Annotated in this window: 15 protein-coding genes; 10 read left to right on the top strand and 5 right to left on the bottom strand. The window is 61.5% G+C overall.

Translation table 11 applies throughout. The annotated features are described in order from the left end of the window. The first annotated feature begins 76 nt into the window (after positions 1-76). The 3 genes from AB4048_RS05115 to AB4048_RS05105 are packed head-to-tail and all read left to right on the top strand — an operon-like array spanning position 77 to position 4,871. Positions 77-2,023 carry a PrkA family serine protein kinase gene (locus tag AB4048_RS05115; RefSeq protein ID WP_442200837.1) on the top strand — a complete coding sequence of 649 codons (1,947 nt, stop codon included), beginning with the start codon at positions 77-79 and terminating at the stop codon, positions 2,021-2,023. A gap of 20 nt (positions 2,024-2,043) precedes the next feature. Beyond that, on the top strand, positions 2,044-3,321 hold the full coding sequence (locus AB4048_RS05110; protein WP_442200836.1) for a YeaH/YhbH family protein: 1,278 nt from the start codon (positions 2,044-2,046) through the stop codon (positions 3,319-3,321). Further along, positions 3,321-4,871, top strand: a complete 1,551-nt coding sequence (locus AB4048_RS05105) for a SpoVR family protein (RefSeq protein ID WP_442200835.1) — start codon at positions 3,321-3,323, stop codon at positions 4,869-4,871. Before AB4048_RS05110 ends, AB4048_RS05105 begins: the two co-directional genes overlap by 1 nt. Positions 4,872-4,896: 25 nt before the next feature. Here the strand turns inward: AB4048_RS05105 and AB4048_RS05100 are convergent, their stop codons facing one another. The 5 genes from AB4048_RS05100 to AB4048_RS05080 form a co-directional block, all read right to left on the bottom strand. Next, positions 4,897-5,718 (bottom strand): DUF6030 family protein, encoded by an 822-nt coding sequence (locus tag AB4048_RS05100; RefSeq protein ID WP_442200834.1) that lies wholly within the window; start codon positions 5,716-5,718, stop codon positions 4,897-4,899. 211 nt (positions 5,719-5,929) lie between these two features. Beyond that, a complete protein-coding gene (locus AB4048_RS05095) occupies positions 5,930-6,643 on the bottom strand; it encodes a copper homeostasis protein CutC (RefSeq protein WP_442200833.1) in 714 nt (237 codons plus the stop codon). After that, positions 6,633-7,559, bottom strand: a complete 927-nt coding sequence (locus tag AB4048_RS05090; RefSeq protein ID WP_442200832.1) for an ROK family protein — start codon at positions 7,557-7,559, stop codon at positions 6,633-6,635. The genes AB4048_RS05095 and AB4048_RS05090 overlap by 11 nt, the downstream gene beginning before the upstream one ends. Positions 7,560-7,664: 105 nt before the next feature. Beyond that, positions 7,665-9,020, bottom strand: coding sequence for a sensor histidine kinase (locus tag AB4048_RS05085; protein WP_442200831.1), 1,356 nt, complete (start codon positions 9,018-9,020; stop codon positions 7,665-7,667). Then, a complete protein-coding gene (locus AB4048_RS05080) occupies positions 9,017-9,676 on the bottom strand; it encodes a response regulator transcription factor (protein ID WP_442200830.1) in 660 nt (219 codons plus the stop codon). Before AB4048_RS05080 ends, AB4048_RS05085 begins: the two co-directional genes overlap by 4 nt. Before the next feature lie 154 nt (positions 9,677-9,830). Between AB4048_RS05080 and AB4048_RS05075 the strand changes: the two genes are divergently transcribed. The 7 genes from AB4048_RS05075 (at position 9,831) to AB4048_RS05045 (ending at position 17,228) form a co-directional block, all read left to right on the top strand. Beyond that, positions 9,831-10,286 (top strand): RbsD/FucU family protein, encoded by a 456-nt coding sequence (locus AB4048_RS05075; RefSeq protein WP_442200829.1) that lies wholly within the window; start codon positions 9,831-9,833, stop codon positions 10,284-10,286. Positions 10,287-10,331: 45 nt separating this feature from the next. Next, positions 10,332-11,285 (top strand): sugar-binding transcriptional regulator, encoded by a 954-nt coding sequence (locus AB4048_RS05070; protein ID WP_442200906.1) that lies wholly within the window; start codon positions 10,332-10,334, stop codon positions 11,283-11,285. A gap of 147 nt (positions 11,286-11,432) precedes the next feature. Further along, the gene (locus AB4048_RS05065) at positions 11,433-12,743 is read left to right on the top strand and encodes an ABC transporter substrate-binding protein (RefSeq protein ID WP_442200828.1); all 1,311 of its coding nucleotides are present in this window, start codon (positions 11,433-11,435) and stop codon (positions 12,741-12,743) included. Positions 12,744-12,991: 248 nt separating this feature from the next. Beyond that, positions 12,992-13,864: a carbohydrate ABC transporter permease gene (locus AB4048_RS05060; RefSeq protein WP_442200905.1), complete on the top strand. Its 873-nt coding sequence runs from the start codon at positions 12,992-12,994 to the stop codon at positions 13,862-13,864. Between the two features lies 1 nt (position 13,865). Further along, a complete protein-coding gene (locus tag AB4048_RS05055) occupies positions 13,866-14,696 on the top strand; it encodes a carbohydrate ABC transporter permease (protein WP_442200827.1) in 831 nt (276 codons plus the stop codon). 11 nt (positions 14,697-14,707) lie between these two features. Beyond that, on the top strand, positions 14,708-15,706 hold the full coding sequence (locus tag AB4048_RS05050) for an ABC transporter ATP-binding protein (RefSeq protein WP_442200826.1): 999 nt from the start codon (positions 14,708-14,710) through the stop codon (positions 15,704-15,706). 43 nt (positions 15,707-15,749) lie between these two features. Next, entirely contained in the window at positions 15,750-17,228 is a 1,479-nt protein-coding gene (locus AB4048_RS05045; protein WP_442200825.1) for a mannitol dehydrogenase family protein, read from the top strand. Positions 17,229-17,271 lie beyond the last annotated feature (43 nt).

Here is a 17,271-nt window from a genome sequence, read left to right as displayed (position 1 = left end):
CGCAAAATAGACAATTGCGGAAGAGTCTTCTCTCGCAGATTTCGGCGTTATTGCAATAGCAAGCTATCGAGGCGCCATGCACAACAATGATGTTCTGTTTAACACGTTCGCCCGTTCGTTCGAAGCACGGCGCGAAGTCGAGATGTCGTTCTCCGAGTACCTGGAGGCGTGCCGCGACGATCCTCTGATGTATGCAAATGCAGCGGAGCGTCTTCTCGCGGCCATGGGCGAACCCCAGTTCGTCGACACCGCCAGGGATTCCCGGCTTGGACGTATTTTCCTCAATCGCACCATTCGAACGTACCCCGCTTTCACCGGCTTTTTCGGCATGGAAGAAACGATCGAGCGCATCGTCGCTTTCTTCCGTCATGCGGCCCAGGGCCTTGAGGAGCGCAAGCAGATCCTCTATCTGCTCGGCCCCGTCGGCGGCGGTAAGTCGTCCCTTGCCGAGCGGCTGAAGTCGCTGATGGAGGTTCATCCCATCTATGTGCTCAAGGCCGGCGACGAGCTCAGTCCGGTCTTCGAGAATCCCTTGAACCTTTTCGATCCCGTGACGATGGGCTCGATGGTCGAGGAGCGCTACGGCATCCCCCGCCGGCGGCTGAGCGGGCTGATGAGCCCGTGGTGCCTGAAGCGGCTGGAGGAGTTCGAAGGCGACATCTCGCGGTTCAAGGTGGTGAGGTTGCAGCCATCGCGCCTTCGCCAGATCGCGATCGCCAAGACGGAACCCGGCGACGAGAACAACCAGGACATTTCCTCGCTGGTCGGCAAGGTCGACATCCGCAAGCTAGAGAGCCTGGCGCAGAACGACCCGGATGCCTACAGCTATTCCGGTGGGCTCAACCGCGCCAACCAGGGCATCCTCGAGTTCGTGGAAATGTTCAAGGCGCCCATCAAGATGCTGCATCCGCTGCTGACGGCGACGCAGGAGGGCAACTACATCGGCACCGAGAATATCGGCGCCATCCCGTTCTCCGGCATCGTGCTCGCCCACTCCAACGAGGCGGAGTGGCAGGGGTTCAAGGCCAACAAGAACAACGAGGCCTTCATCGACCGCATCTGCGTGGTCAAGGTGCCCTATTGCCTGCGGGTTACGGAAGAGCAGAAGATCTACGAGAAGCTGATCGAAGAGTCCGAGCTCAGCGAGGCGCCCTGCGCGCCTTCGACGCTCGAAACCCTTGCCCGCTTCACCGTGCTGTCGCGGCTGACGCGGCATGAGAATTCGACGCCCTTCTCCAAGCTGCGGGTCTATGACGGCGAAAGCCTGAAGGAGACCGATCCGCGCGCCCGCAGCGTCCAGGAATATCGCGATGCCGCCGGCGTCGACGAGGGCATGGACGGGGTTTCTACCCGCTTCGCCTTCAAGGTGCTCGCGGCCACCTTCAACCACGACACGACGGAAATCGCCGCCGATCCCGTGCATCTCATGTATGTGCTGGAGCAATCGATCCGCCGCGAGCAGCTGCCGACCGACACCGAAAAGCTCTACCTCGAATTCATCAAGGGCGAGCTGGTGCCGCGTTACGCCGAATTCATCGGACACGAGATCCAGAAGGCCTATCTGGAGTCCTACGGCGATTATGGGCAGAACCTCTTCGACCGCTACGTCGACTATGCCGACGCCTGGATCGAGGATGTCGATTTCAAGGATCCCGATACCGGCCAGATGCTCGACCGCGATCTGCTCAATCAGGAGCTGACCAAGATCGAGAAGCCTGCCGGCATCGCCAACCCGAAGGACTTCCGCAACGAAGTCGTGAAATTCTGCCTTCGTGCCAGAGCCGGGAATGCCGGCAAGAATCCGTCCTGGACGAGCTATGAAAAAATCCGCGAGGTCATCGAGAAGCGCATGTTCTCGCAGGTCGAGGACTTGTTGCCGGTGATTTCGTTCGGGTCCAAGAAGGACGGAGAAACCGAAAAGAAACATGGTCAATTCGTCGAACGCATGACGGCTCGGGGCTACACCGAACGTCAGGTCCGACGGCTGGTGGAGTGGTACATGCGTGTGAAGCAGGCGGGGTAGCGCCTAGCAAGGAAGAAGGAATGCAGATTGTCGACCGGCGCCTGAACCCAGGCGGCAAGAGTCTGGAAAATCGTCAGCGGTTTTTGCGTAGAGCGAAGGCGCTGGTGCAGAAAGCGGTCTATGAATCTACGCAAAGCCGGGACATTCAAGACGTCCTGAAGGGCGGCGAAGTCAGCATACCCATCGGCGGAACCGAGGAGCCGCATTTCCGTCGCGGCCCCGACGGCACCCACGAGCATATCCTGCCCGGCAACAAAACCTTTATCGAAGGCGATATTCTGCCGCGAAGCGGCGGCGGCGGAAAATCCCGCGAAGGCGGGCAGGGCGGCGATGACGAGGACGAGGACGCCTTCCGTTTCATCCTCACGCGCGAGGAATTCCTCGATCTCTTCCTCGACGACCTCGAACTGCCCGATCTCGCCAAGAAGCGGCTGACCACGGCCGATCAGATCAACCTTACCCGCGCCGGCTATTCGGTGACGGGCTCACCTTCCAATCTCGCGATAAACCGCACCATGCGGCTTGCCATGATGCGTCGTATGGCGCTCGGCCGGCCGAAGCCGGAAGCGGTCGCCGAGCTTGCCGCCGAACTCGAGGAATGTGCCGACGAGGATGAGCGCAAGGAGCTGGAGGCCAAGGTCAAGGCGTTGGAATCGAAGGTCCGGCGCATCCCCTATATCGATCCCATCGATATCCGCTATCGCCGTTTCGAGAACCGGCCGAAGCCGGTGGCGCAGGCTGTCATGTTCTGCCTCATGGACGTCTCTGGCTCCATGTCCGAACACATGAAGGATCTCGCCAAGCGCTTCTACATGCTGCTCTACATCTTCCTGACCCGGCAGTACAAGCGGGTGGAAATCGTCTTCATCCGGCATACGGATACGGCCGAGGAAGTCGATGAGGAGACCTTTTTCCGCAGTCCGGCGACCGGCGGCACGCAGGTGTCGAGCGCGCTGGAAGCGATGCGGAAAATTGTGACCGACCGCTATCCCTCCGCCGACTGGAACATCTACGCCGCGCAGGCCTCGGACGGCGACAACGCCTATTCCGACAACTCGGCGACCGCCGTCCTTCTCAGCGAAGCCATCCTGCCGGTCTGCCAGTATTTCGCCTACCTCGAAGTCGGGGAGGCGCGAAGCCTGACGGTTGCCTCGAATTCGGCGCTCTGGGCGCTCTACGAGCGCATCCAGGCTGGCTGGCCGACCCTTTCGATGCGCAAGGTCAGCGACCGCAGCCAGATCTATCCGGTGTTCCATGATCTCTTTCAGCGCCGCCCGGCGGAGGGAAAGGTTGGTTGATGAAGAAGGCGATGAAGCGGCTTTATGAGGGTGCCGATTGGGACTTCGAAGCGCTGCAACGCATCCATGACGCCTGCGAGAAGATCGCCGTGTCCGAACTGGGGCTCAACGTCTACCCCAACCAGATCGAGATCATCACCGCCGAGCAGATGCTCGACGTCTATTCCTCGATCGGCATGCCGCTCTTCTACAAGCACTGGTCTTTCGGCAAGCATTTCGCGCACCACGAGGCTTTCTATCGCAGGGGATTGCGCGGCCTCGCCTACGAGATCGTCATCAACAGCTCGCCTTGCATCTCCTATCTCATGGAAGAGAACACGGCGACCATGCAGGCGCTGGTGATCGCGCACGCCGCCTTCGGTCACAACCACTTCTTCAAGAACAACTATCTTTTCAAGCTTTGGACCGACGCCGAGGGCATCCTCGACTATCTGAACTTCGCGAAAAGCTACATTACTCGCTGCGAGGAGCGCTACGGGCCAGCGGCGGTGGAACGCACGCTCGATGCGGCCCACGCGCTAATGTCGCATGGCGTGCATCGCTACGCCGGCAAGAAGAAGCTCGACCTTCGCCAGGAGGAGGTACGAGAGCAACAGCGGCGGGAAAACGAGGAGCGCATTTTCAACGACCTGTGGCGGCGCACGGTGCCGAAGGGACCGTCCAAGAGCAAGCTGGACCTTAGTTCGGAGCGTCGCCGCGCGCTGATCGGTCTGCCGCAGGAAAATATCCTCTACTTCCTCGAGAAGACTGCGCCGCGGCTGAAGCCATGGCAGCGCGAGATCCTCAGGATCGTCCGGCACGTGGCGCAATACTTCTATCCGCAGGGCCAGACCAAGGTGATGAACGAGGGTACGGCCACCTACGTCCACTACCGCATCATGACCACGCTGCACGAACGCGGCGGCATCAGCGACGGCGATTTCCTGGAGTTCCTGAAGTCGCACACCAATGTCGTCTTCCAGCCGACTTTCGACGATCCTCGCTATTCCGGGCTCAATCCCTATGCGATCGGTTTTGCGATGATGCAGGATATCGAGCGCATCGTCACCCGGCCGCAGAAGGAAGACCGCGAGTGGTTCCCCGAGATCGCGGGCACCGGGGATGCGATGGCGGTGCTGCGCGATCTTTGGGCCAATTATCGCGACGAAAGCTTCATTACCCAGTTCCTCAGCCCCAATCTCATGCGTCGCATGCGGCTCTTCCATCTGACCGATGATCCAGAGGAAGAGGAAGGCATGCGGGTTGCCGCCATTCATGACGAACGCGGCTATCGCCGCATCCGCCGCGAACTCGGCCGGCAGTATGACATCGGCTGGATCGATCCGCATATCGAAGTCGTCGACGTCGATCTCGAAGGCGACCGGCGCCTCTTCCTCAGGCATCTGGTCTTGAGTGGCTCGGTGCTGGAGGAAAGCGAGGCAAAGCGCGTTCTGCAGCATCTCGCCGATCTATGGACCTATGACGTCGTTCTTGAGGAATGTGACCGTACCGGCATGCTCTTGAAGCAGCACGTGGTCTCGCCCCGCGAAGTGGCGATCGCGGCCGCCTGAGACACTTGCAGGAACAAGGATCGCCTCAGTTGCTCGCTTGCGGCGGTATCGGCAACCATTTTTCCGTCTCGAAATAGGCGCCGGTGCGGCGCTGCGCAGGTGTCGCGCCCTCCAGCCCCAAGACGAAGTTGAAGCGCTGTGGATCGCTATACTCGTGGAAGAAGGTGAGCTTTGCCCCGAACGCCGTCTGCGTTGCGTTCCTGAATGCGCCGGCATCGGCGAATGGAGCGGAAAAGTCGTCCCAGCGGGTTTCCTTGGCCAGCAGCGCAAGCACTGCGGCGAACTGAGCCTTGATGTTCTTGGCGGCTTGGCCGTCCGGCACGATCAGCTTGATGCGCAGGTTCGACACCTCGCCGGAAGGCGTTCCGCGCACGATGATGAAGAACGAGGCGGCTTGGGGGCCGACTTGCGCGGCCGGCGGGCTTTCATAGCTGCACTCGAAGGTTCCGGCGTCAAAGCCGCTCTGCACCCATGGTCCCACTGCAATTCCGGCTTCCGCAAGGCGCGCGCAGAGGTCGGCGCCCGATATTTCCCACTGGCGGGCGAAACCCGCAGAAACCTCGGGCGTCACCGGATCGAAGGCGTGGCTTGGCGGCGTAACGTGCGGCGGGGGAGGAAGTCGAGCGGGAGCTGGCGATGCGGGAAGAGGTGCTGCCGCAGGGAGCGCCGGCTCTTCGTGCGGGCGGAGAACATCCCTCAGCCAGCGCAGGTCGTACCTGTCGACCAGCGCCTTCAGATTGCGCTTGTCATTGGCTAGAAGAAACGTCGAAACGATCGCGAGGCCAATCAGGCTCGTCGCAATCAAGAACACCAAAACACCCTTCGTTCGACGCGGCGGGGCCTTCATGGATATATCTTTGGTGAAAACATAATCGATTAAGTAATTCTAAATAAGACGATTCAAAGGAAGAATTATATTGCAATTCAACACAGTACAGCCGCCCCCAGGCGCTATCTGACGCGCAGATGCGCCGCGTCACGAATAGTGCTCAAAGTTGTAGCTGGCTGCAAGATACGCATTTTGCGGGATAACGCAAAGTGCCAGGTCAACTTGGCGGTCAGTGCGGAAGCGCTGCCTTTAACGCGCGCACCGTTGCGGCAGAAGTGCGGCGGGCATTCGCCGGCGCAAAGCCAAGCGTTACGGCCCTTATGTCGGCCGGTTCGGCCGCGACCGAGCAAGAGGCGTGGATTTCGCTCACTGCGAGCCGGGGCACCAGCGCCTCGATTGTCTGAAGATTGATGCCGGATCCCGGCATGATGGAGATGCGGCCGCTTGCGAGCGCTATGGCGCGTTCCAGCGCCTCGATGCCCTCCGCCGCGCTTCTCTCGCCTCCGGATGTCAGGATGCGCTCGAAACCCAGCCGAACCGCGATTTCGATCGCTTCGATTGGATCGGGCACGAGGTCGAAGGCGCGATGCAGCGTCTTTCCGAGGCCTTCCGCATGCGTAGCGAGAACTTCCAGCATTTCGACGTCGAGGCTGCCGTCGACTAGCGAAGCGCCGAGAACCACGCCCGCAAGGCCGGCGCGACGAACGGCGTCGATGTCACCTTTCATGATCTCCAGCTCATCGCTTGAAAAGCGGAAGTCGCCGGCGCGCGGGCGGATCATGGCGTATGCCGGAACCGGATGGCGCGCGGCCGCTGCCATGAGGCCTGGCCCCGGCGTCAGGCCGCCTAGAGACAAGGCGATGCAGAGCTCGATGCGATCGGCACCGCCTTCGACGGCGGCGTGAAGGCCCGCGATATCGTCGACGCAAACCTCAAGCCGCATCGCTGATGTCCTCGGCATACCGCAATCCGAGAAGTGCTGCCCCGATCAGGCCGGGCTCCACGCGGCATTCGCTCGGTACCACCAACGGGCGGTCGAACTTGCGCAGGATGCGTGCGCGGACCGCGACGTCGAGCTTCGCCAGCAGTTTGGGGACGTTCGAGAGCCCGCCCCCGACCGGCACGATGGTTGCCCCGGTGATGTTGATCGCGAGCGCCAGCGGCGGCGCGACGAGATCGGTATAGACGTCGAGCGTGCGCGCCGCCGCCTCGTCGCCCTTGAGCCACAGATCGATGATCTCTTCGCTGCCAAGCGTGACGCCGTTGACCGTCTGGTGCAGGCGCTCCAGGCCGCGGGCGCCGCCGACGGTATCGACGCATCCCTTCTGGCCGCAGCCACAGGCATAGGCGGGAATTGCGACCGCAGGCGTGCCGGCAAAGGGCGCGATGATCGGGCCGTGGCCCCATTCGCCCGCAAACCCGCCGGCTGCGTTGACAAGACGTCCGTCGGCGACAAGCCCGCCGCCGACGCCGGTGCCGAGGATTGCGCCGAAGACGATGCGATGGCCGCGTCCGGCGCCGGTCATTGCCTCAGCCATGGCAAAGCAATCGGCATCGTTGGCGATCAGCACGGGGAGCTTGAGTTTCTGCTCAAGGTCGGCGGCAAGCCGGCGTCCATGGATGCAGGGAATGTTTGCGCAGGTAAGGGCCTGGCTGTCCGGATCGACGACGCCGGCAATCGAAAGCGAAATGCAGTCCGGTGTTTCCCCCGCTTCGGCAATGACGTCGCCAAGCACGGCGACGAACGCGGCGAAATCGTCTTTCGGCGTGGGGCGGCGGGCGAGGGGGGCGATGTCCGTTTCAGATCGGGCGATGCCGCCCTTGATGGCAGTGCCGCCAATGTCAAAAGAAACGATCATCGATGCTGTTCCTGCCGAATGTCCGAATGTCTGGGGCCGAATGCATGGGGCCGAGTACTGGGATGGTGTGCTTGCATCCTTTCTCCCACATTGCAAGGCCGCTCGCTATCGCGGCAGGACGATCCTCGCCTCGAAGCCCCCGGAACGCCCGATCGCCGGCGACACGAGTTCCAGACGCCCTCCGATCTGAGCGATGATGCGATCGGCGATGGCAAGCCCGAGGCCCGAGCCCCGCTCGTCCGTGCGGCCGCGTCTGAAACGCCGCTTCAGCCCCGCCAGCTCGTCCGCCGCGACTGGCGTGCCGCCATTGATGACGCGGATCACTTCGCCGTCCTCGATGCGGATTGCGACGGGCTCGTTGGCAGCGCCATGAAGCAGGGCGTTCTCTATGAGGTTGCGCATGACGATGGCGAAGGCGTCCATATCGATGTTGCGTTCGAACGTGCCGTTCGTCTCGTATTCGGGAAGGATACGGTCGGCCGCCTTGCTGTTGTTGTCGTATTCGGCAATCACGGCGTCGATGACGGCCGCCAGATCCGCCGGCTTGTCGGAGGTGCCGATACCCGCTTCGGCGCGCGCCAGCTGCAGAAGCTTTTCCGCAAGGCGGGCCAGATTGGAGAGCGATGTTTCGATCCGGGAGGCGCGCTCGTGCAAGGGGCCGACGGGCAGCTCGGCGATCAGTCTTTGCGTCTGGGCAAGGGCTCCTGCGATCGGCGTTCTGAGTTCATGCGCGCTGTTCGCGGTGAATTCACGCTCCGCTTCCAGCGCCGCGCGCAGGCGGCCGAGCAGCAGATTGACCGAGCGGCCGATCGGCAGCAATTCGCGTGGCAGCGGATCGGCATCGATCGCCGCCATATTGCCGCTGTCCTTGGTGGCGATTTCGTCGCGCAGGTGGTCGAGCGGGCGCAACGCCCGGCGCACGATCAGCTGAACCAAGACGGCGCTGGCTGGAATGAGCGCAAGCAGGGGCCACAGCAGGGCGACCGCCCCCTCCCGGGAGGCCTCACGTCGGTTTCGAAACGCGTCCGCCATATGCAGGAAGAGTTTGCCGTCCATGGAGGACACCGTATAGATCCGATACTTCGGCGTGTTGTGGAAACCCACCTTCAAAGGAACGTCGTAGGGCGTGGCTGGCGCCTGCTGCGAGTGCAGGATGATCTTTCCGTTCGCGTCGAGTACCTGATAGGTCAGGTATTCCTTGTTGGTTCCCTGGACTATTTCCTGCAGGGTTTGGGAATCGCCGGAATCGCGCTGCGCCAAGTCGTCGAGTATGAGCGGCATCAGGCGCTCGGCGGTCTCCTGCAGCGTGCCGTCGAAAATCTCGGCGAACTCCTGGTTCATCACGAAAGCACCCAGCCCCACGGCGATCAGCCAGAAGAGGATGACCAGCCCCGTCAGCGCCGCTACGAGCCGGCGCGTGATGCTGATGCGGATTGGGCCATGGGCGAAGAGCGCCTTCATCGGCTGCCCAGACAATAGCCGACGCCGCGGGAGGTCTGGATGCGATCCTTGCCGATCTTCTTGCGCAGGCGGCTGACGTAGACCTCGACGGTGTTGCTTTCGATTTCCGATCCGAAGGCGTAGAGAGCTTCCTCGATCTGATGCTTGGAGACGATGGCGCCCGGCCGGGCGACGAGGAGGTCGAGCACCGCCCATTCGCGACCGGTCAAGAGGATGTTTCGGCCTTCGACGGTCAACCGCCGCTGCGGCTGGTCGATTTCGATTTCGCCGATCTTTATCGTCGGTTGCGGGCTGCCGCCATACCGGCGGGCGACGGCCATAAGCCGGGCGGAAAGCTCGTCGAGATTGAAGGGCTTGACGAGATAGTCGTCGGCGCCGCTGTTCAGCCCTTCGATGCGATCGGAAATCTGGTCGCGCGCCGTCAGGATGATCACCGGTGTGTCGTCCGGCTTACGTCGCAGCTTCTTTAAGAATTCCACACCGCTGCCGTCCGGCAGCTGCAGATCGAGCAGGATCAAGCCATAGTGCGTGGAACCCACGGCCTCGTCGGCATCGACCAGACGCTTTACCCAGTCGACGGCGTGGCTCATCGCTGCGACATGGTCGCGTACGGCGCCGCCGATCATGTCGTCGTCTTCCACGAGCAAAATTCTCAAGAGCCGCCTCGCAAGTCTCAACCACTCCATCAGTAATGCGGTGTTGCGTGGGCGGTCAAGAAAGCCTCTGGCGATCATCTCGCCCGACCGGCTATCTGGACAGATGCGAGCGTGGCGATTACTCCTTTGCTCATCGAAGCTGGGAGGATTGTCGATGCTCAAGGGAATATCGCCGCTGCTGAATGCCGACGTCCTCTACGCTCTCAAAGCAATGGGTCATGGTGACCGGCTGGTGATCGTCGACACGAATTTCCCTGCCGACTCGATTGCCCGCCAGACGCGGCTCGGCCGGCTTCTCAGGATCGACAATGTGACCTCCGCCACGGCTGCGGCTGCCATTCTCTCGCTGATGCCGCTCGACAGTTTCATCGACGATGCGGCGATGTGCATGGAGGTGGTTGGCGCACCGCAAGAGATCCCGGCGCCGCGTGCCGAGGTGCAGGCGGAAATCGACAGGGCTGAAGGAAAATCCTGGCCGCTTGTGCCGATCGAGCGCCTTGCCTTCTACGAGAAGGCAAAGAGCGCCTATTGCGTTGTCCAGACCGGCGAACGGCGCTTCTATGGATGTTTCATCTTGACCAAGGGCGTGATCCCGCCGGAACATCCGTGAGCCGCCGGCTCTTCACTTCGGCCAGTGGTTCCTGGAAGGGTTATGATGGTCAGGAAGTCTGAAACGCAGACGCGGCTCGATGACGCGGCCCGCGCCGGTTGGCTCTACTATGTCGCCGGGCGCACGCAAGACGAAATTGCCGCGGCCATGGGGATCTCGCGGCAGTCAGCGCAACGGCTCGTGTCGCTGGCTGTGGCCGAACGCCTCATCAAGGTCAGGCTCGACCATCCGATCGCGGCCTGCCTGGAACACGGTGAGGCGTTGAGGGAGAAGTTCGCGCTCACGCATATCGAGGTGGTGCCGAGCGATCCGGGGTCGACCTCGACGACGGTCGGTATCGCGGAAGCGGGTGCGGCCGAGATCGAACGCTGGCTGCGCCGCCGCGATCCGATCGTGCTGGCTATCGGAACCGGGCGAACGCTCAAGGCGGCGGTGGATCAGCTTCCGGCGATCGAGTGCCCGCAGCACCGGATCGTGTCGTTGACCGGCAATATCGGGCCGGACGGCTCGGCCGCCTACTACAACGTCATCTTCAGCATGGCCGACGCGATCAAGGCGCGGCACTATCCGATGCCATTGCCGGTACTGGTGTCGGCGGCCGCCGAGCGCGAAACGCTGCATGCGCAGGCGCTGGTGCGCTCCACCCTCGACATCAGCGCCCAGGCCGACGTCACCTTCGTCGGTGTCGGCGAGATGGGCGAAGAGGCGCCGCTCTGTCTCGACGGCTTTCTCGAGAGAGACGAGATGCTCTCCTTGATGCGGCATGGCGCAGCCGGCGAGATCTGCGGATGGATTTTCGACGGCGACGGCAAACTCCTGACGGATGCCATCAACGATCGCGTCGCCAGCGCCCCGATCCCGCCGCGCGAGACCTCCACCGTCATTGGAATAGCCAAGGGCGAGCGCAAGTTCGCCGCCATCAAGGCGGCGCTTGTCGGGCGACAGATCAATGGATTGATCACCGACGAAGCAACTGCTGAATATTTGCTCAAGAGCTGAGCAAAAATATATCATAATTATTACAACAATTTAGGTTGCGCGTTCGGCGTTGCAGCATCGAATTCGCATTGACATCTTTTCCGTTTTAACGGGTAATTGCTCACGAGCGAGGCGAATGCTCATTTTTTCGCTTTCTGGGAGGAAGACATGAAATTGAAGACCATTTTGCTGAGCGCGTGCTCGGCGATGATGCTTGCCGGGATGGCGTCCGCCGAGACGCTGACGATTGCCACCGTCAACAACGGCGACATGATCCGGATGCAGAAGCTCACCGACGATTTCAAAGCGAAGAACCCCGGAATCGATCTGCAATGGGTCACGCTTGAGGAAAACGTCCTGCGCCAGAAGGTCACGACCGATATCGCGACCAAGGGCGGCCAGTTCGACGTGCTGACGATCGGAACCTACGAAGTGCCGATCTGGGCCAAGCAGGGCTGGCTGATGCCGCTCGACAATCTCGGCAGCAACTACGACGTGGACGACCTCCTGCCGGCGATCCGCAGCGGCCTGACGGCCGACGGCAAGCTCTACGCCGCGCCGTTCTACGGCGAAAGCTCGATGGTGATGTACCGCAAGGATCTGTTCGAGAAGGCCGGCCTGAAAATGCCGGATGCGCCGACCTGGGACTTCATCGCCGAAGCTGCCCGCAAGCTCACCGACAAGAAGGGTGAAGTCTACGGCATCTGCCTGCGCGGCAAGGCCGGCTGGGGCGAAAACATGGCCTTCCTGACGGCGATGTCGAACTCCTTCGGCGCCCGCTGGTTCGATGAGAAGTGGACACCGCAGTTCGACCAGCCGGAGTGGAAGGATACGCTCACCTTCTACACGAAGCTAATGAAGGACGCCGGCCCTCCGGGCGCCTCCTCGAACGGCTTCAATGAAAACCTCGCGCTGTTCCAGACCGGAAAATGCGGCATGTGGATCGACGCGACGGTGGCTGCCTCCTTCGTGTCCGATCCGAAGCAGTCGAAGGTGGCCGACAAGGTCGGCTTTGCCCTTGCCCCTGACAAGGGTCTCGGCAAGCGCGGCAACTGGCTCTGGGCTTGGAACCTGGCCGTTCCAGCGGGTTCCAAGAAGACGGAAGCCGCCGAAAAGTTCATCGCCTGGGCGACCAGCAAGGACTACACCAACCTCGTTGCCGAGAAGGAAGGCTGGCTAAACGCTCCTCCGGGAACCCGCGCGTCGCTCTACGCGAATGCGGACTACCAGAAGGCGGCGCCTTTCGCGAAGATGACGCTCGACAGCATCAATTCGGCTGATCCGACCCATCCGACCGTCAAGCCCGTTCCCTATGTCGGCGTGCAGTTCGTCGCAATCCCTGAATTCCAGGGCTTGGGCACGGCCGTCGGCCAGCAATTCTCCGCGGCTCTCGCGGGGCAGATGTCGGTCGATCAGGCGCTGAAGAGCGCGCAGCAGCTGACGAAGCGCGAAATGACCAAGGCCGGATATATCAAATAAGGTCCTCCCGACCTCGGGTGGAGCGCGCTCGCGCTCCACCCGCCACCGGCTACCCCGCGGCCGAACTTTATCGGCGGCCGTTTTCCTTCGCGGCCTTGATACCATTCCCTTTGCTTTGCCCGATCGGCGCATTTGAGCGCCGCATACAAGAGACTCAGCTACAATTTGAGCCTAGCACCATCCTTTTTTGATCGATCTCGACCTGAGGCCGACGCGAGGATGTGCATTTGACAAGATTGGTACTTGCCATGGCGACGTTACACACCCGCTCCGCAGCCCGCCTCATGATGGCGCCGTCAGTTATTTTTCTCTTTATTTGGATGATCGTGCCCCTGGTCACGACCATCTACTTTTCATTGCTGAACTATAATCTGCTGATGCCCGGCGAGCACGAGTTCGTGGGCTTCCTGAACTACAAGTTCTTCCTGACCGACCCAGCCTTCTTTGATGCGCTGATCAATACTCTTTTGATCGTCGGCGGCGTTCTGCTGATCACCGTGGTCGGCGGCATCGCCTTTGCGCTGCTGCTCGATCAGGACATCTTCGGGCAGGGGATCGTTCGCATCCTGGTGATCGCGCCGTTCTTCGTGATGCCGACAGTGGCGGCGCTCGTGTGGAAGAACATGTTCATGAACCCCGTGAACGGTCTCTTCGCTTTCCTGTTCAAGGCGGTGGGTCTCGAGCCGCTCGACTGGCTTGCCACCGTGCCGTTGCTCTCCGTCATTATCATCGTCGCCTGGCAGTGGCTGCCGTTTGCCACGCTCATCATGCTGACGTCGCTGCAGTCGCTCGACGCAGAGCAGCAGGAAGCGGCGGAGATCGACGGCGCCGGCGCCATATCCAAGTTCATCTATCTTATCCTGCCGCACATGGCCCGCGCCATCACCGTGGTCATCCTGATCGAGACCATCTTCCTGCTTTCGGTCTTCGCGGAAATCCTCGTCACCACCAATGGCGGACCCGGCACGCAGAGCACCAACCTGACCTTCCTGGTCTACTCACAGGCGCTCCTGCAGTTCGATATCGGCGGCGCCTCGGCCGGCGGCATCGTCGCGGTCATCCTCGCCAATATCGTAGCGATCTTCCTCGTGCGCCTCGTCGGCAAGAATCTGGAGGCCTGAGATGGCAAGACGCGTTTCCACCCAGCGCAAGGTAGTCATGACGGCGATCGCATGGACCCTTGCCATCCTGATCTTCTTCCCGATCCTTTGGACGTTCCTCACCAGTTTCAAGTCGGAGGCCGACGCCATTGCCTCCCCGCCGCAGTTCCTCTTCTTCAATTGGACGACGGAGAACTACGCCGAGGTCCAGTCGCGCTCGGACTATTTCCATCACTTTTTCAACTCGGTGCTGATCTCGTTCGGGTCGACCTTTCTTGGCCTCCTCATCGCGATCCCGTCCGCCTGGGCGATGGCTTTTTCGCCGACCAAGCGCACCAAGGACGTGTTGATGTGGATGCTGTCGACGAAGATGATGCCCCCGGTCGGCGCGCTGATCCCGATCTACCTGATCTTCCGCAATGCCGGCCTTCTCGACAGCCGCCTCGGCCTGGTGGTCGTACTGACGCTCATCAACCTGCCGATCATCGTCTGGATGCTCTACACCTACTTCAAGGAAATCCCCGGCGAGATCCTCGAGGCGGCGCGCATGGACGGTGCTTCGCTCGCCAAGGAGATCGTCTACGTCCTGACGCCGATGGCCATTCCGGGGATAGCCTCGACGCTGCTCCTGAATATCATCCTCGCCTGGAACGAGGCGTTCTGGACGCTCAACCTTACGGCCTCGCAGGCCGCGCCGTTGACGGCCTTCATCGCATCCTACTCGAGCCCCGAAGGGCTCTTCTACGCCAAGCTTTCGGCAGCCTCCACCATGGCGATCGCGCCGATCCTCATCCTCGGCTGGTTCAGCCAGAAGCAACTCGTTCGCGGCCTCACCTTTGGCGCGGTTAAGTAAGGAACGCAATCATGGGCAGTATTTCGCTTCAAAAGGTGTCGAAGGTCTTCGGCGAAGCCAAGGTCATTCCCTCGATCGATCTCGAGATCCAGGACGGCGAGTTCGTCGTCTTCGTCGGGCCGTCCGGCTGCGGAAAGTCGACGTTGCTGCGGCTGATCGCCGGGCTTGAGGATGTGTCCGGCGGCAGGATCGTCATCGACGGCACTGATGGCACCAACCTTGCGCCGTCCGAGCGCGGTCTTGCCATGGTTTTCCAGTCCTACGCGCTCTATCCGCATATGAGCGTCAGGAGCAACATCGCCTTCCCGTTGAAGATGGCGGGAATGGACAAGGCGGAAATCGACCGCAAGGTTTCCGATGCGGCTCGCGTCCTGAACCTCACGGATTATCTGGAGCGCAAGCCGCGCCAGCTCTCGGGCGGCCAGCGACAGCGCGTGGCGATCGGCCGCGCGATCGTGCGCCAGCCATCGGCGTTCCTGTTCGACGAACCGCTATCGAACCTCGACGCGGCGCTGCGTGTCAACATGCGCCTCGAAATCAGCGAGCTGCATCAGCAGCTGAAGACCACGATGGTTTACGTCACCCACGATCAGGTGGAGGCGATGACCATGGCCGACAAGATCGTGGTCTTGAACCGCGGCAATATCGAGCAGGTCGGATCGCCGCTCGAACTCTACCGCACCCCGCGCAATCTCTTCGTCGCCGGTTTCATCGGTTCGCCGAAGATGAACCTGATCGAAGGCGGTTATGCGCAAGGCATGGGGGGTCACACGGTCGGCGTGCGGCCGGAGCATATCAGCCTCTCCAAGGATAGCGGCGACTGGAAGGGCAAGGTCGTGGTTGCCGAACATCTCGGCGCCGATACCTTCCTGCACGTCGACGTCGAGGGCCTTGGGCCGCTCACGGCGCGCGGCATCGGCGAATTCGGCGCGCATGCCGGCGACACCGTCTACCTGACGCCCGACAAATCGCGAATTCATCGCTTCAACGACCGCGGCCTGGCCATCTAGGGCCAGCTGCCGCGCCTTCGGACGCTTGAGAAGGACTTGAGATATGACGAAACTTTCGCTGGCGACATTGGCTCAAGTCGCGGCAACAGCTTCGGTTCCGGCCTATGAGCGGTCGTCGCTGTCGGCCGGCATCGTCCATCTCGGCGTCGGCAATTTCCACCGTGCGCATCAGGCGATCTATCTCGACGATCTCTTCAACGCCGGGCGCGACCATGACTGGGCGATCATCGGCGCTGGCATTCTGCCGTCGGACGCGGTCATGCGCGAGAAACTGGCGGCACAAGACTTTCTGACCACGGTGGTCGAGCAGGACAATAATAAGACGGCTGCCCGCGTCACCGCGCCGATGATTGATATTTTGCCGACCGGCGATGCTTCCGCGATCATTGCCAAGCTCGTCGACCCCGCGATCCGCATCGTCTCGCTGACGATCACCGAGGGCGGCTACTTCATCGATGCGTCCGGCAAGTTCAATCCGGCCCATCCGGCGATCGTCGCCGACGGCAATGCTCCGGATGCGCCGAAGACCGTCTTCGGCCTGATCGTTGCAGGGTTGAAGGCCCGGCGGGAGAAGGGCGTTGCTCCCTTCACCGTGATGTCTTGCGACAACATCCCGCACAACGGCGGTGTGACTTCGGCGGCGGTCGTCGGCACGGCACGGCTCTCCGATCCCGCCTTCGCCGACTGGATCAAGGCAAACGTCGCCTTCCCGAACGGCATGGTCGACCGCATTACGCCGGCGACCGGCCAACGCGAGATCGACCTGTTGCGGGACGCATTCAAGATCGAGGATAACTGGCCCGTCTATTGCGAGGAATTCAAGCAGTGGGTACTGGAAGACAATTTTCCGCTCGGGCGTCCGGCGCTTGAAACCGTCGGCGTGACCTTCGTTGCCGATGTCGCGCCCTATGAGCACATGAAGATCCGCATCCTCAACGGCGGGCATGCGGCGATCGCCTATCCGGCGGCGCTGATGGATATCCATTTCGTGCACGACGCCATGGAAGACCCGCTGATCAGGGCCTTCCTCGCCAAGCTCGAGACCGAGGAAATCATTCCGATCGTGCCGCCGGTGCCGAATACATCGCTTCAGGATTATTATAAGCTCATCGAGCGTCGGCTGCTCAATCCGAAGATCGCCGACACCATTCCCCGGCTCGCTCAGGATGGCTCGAACCGCCAACCGAAGTTCATTCTGCCGTCCACCGCCGACCGGCTGGCGCGCAACCAGGATGTCGTCGGCCTGGCGCTGGTTTCGGCCCTGTGGTGCCGTTATTTCGCCGGCACAACTGATAGCGGCAAGGCAATCGCCTTCAACGATGCAAGCGCCGACCGGTTGCACGAAGCCGCCTTGAAGGCCAAGGACGATCCGATGGCATTCCTCGCCTTCGAGGACATTTTCGGCAAGGTCGCCTTGTCCGATGTCTTCCGCAAGCGGTTCGCGCATGCGCTTAAGACACTGTGGGACAAGGGCACGCGCGCGACGCTGCAGCTCTATCTGGACGGCAAGCTGGCGAATTAGCTTTCCGGCATATAAGTCATCGTCGACTTATTGCCCATATCGC

Origin of the sequence: Rhizobium sp. RAF56, assembly GCF_052113965.1 — a bacterium.
In the GTDB taxonomy this organism is placed as follows: domain Bacteria; phylum Pseudomonadota; class Alphaproteobacteria; order Rhizobiales; family Rhizobiaceae; genus Rhizobium.
Note: the sequence above shows the minus strand (reverse complement) of the source record. Positions and strands in the feature narration are given on the sequence as shown.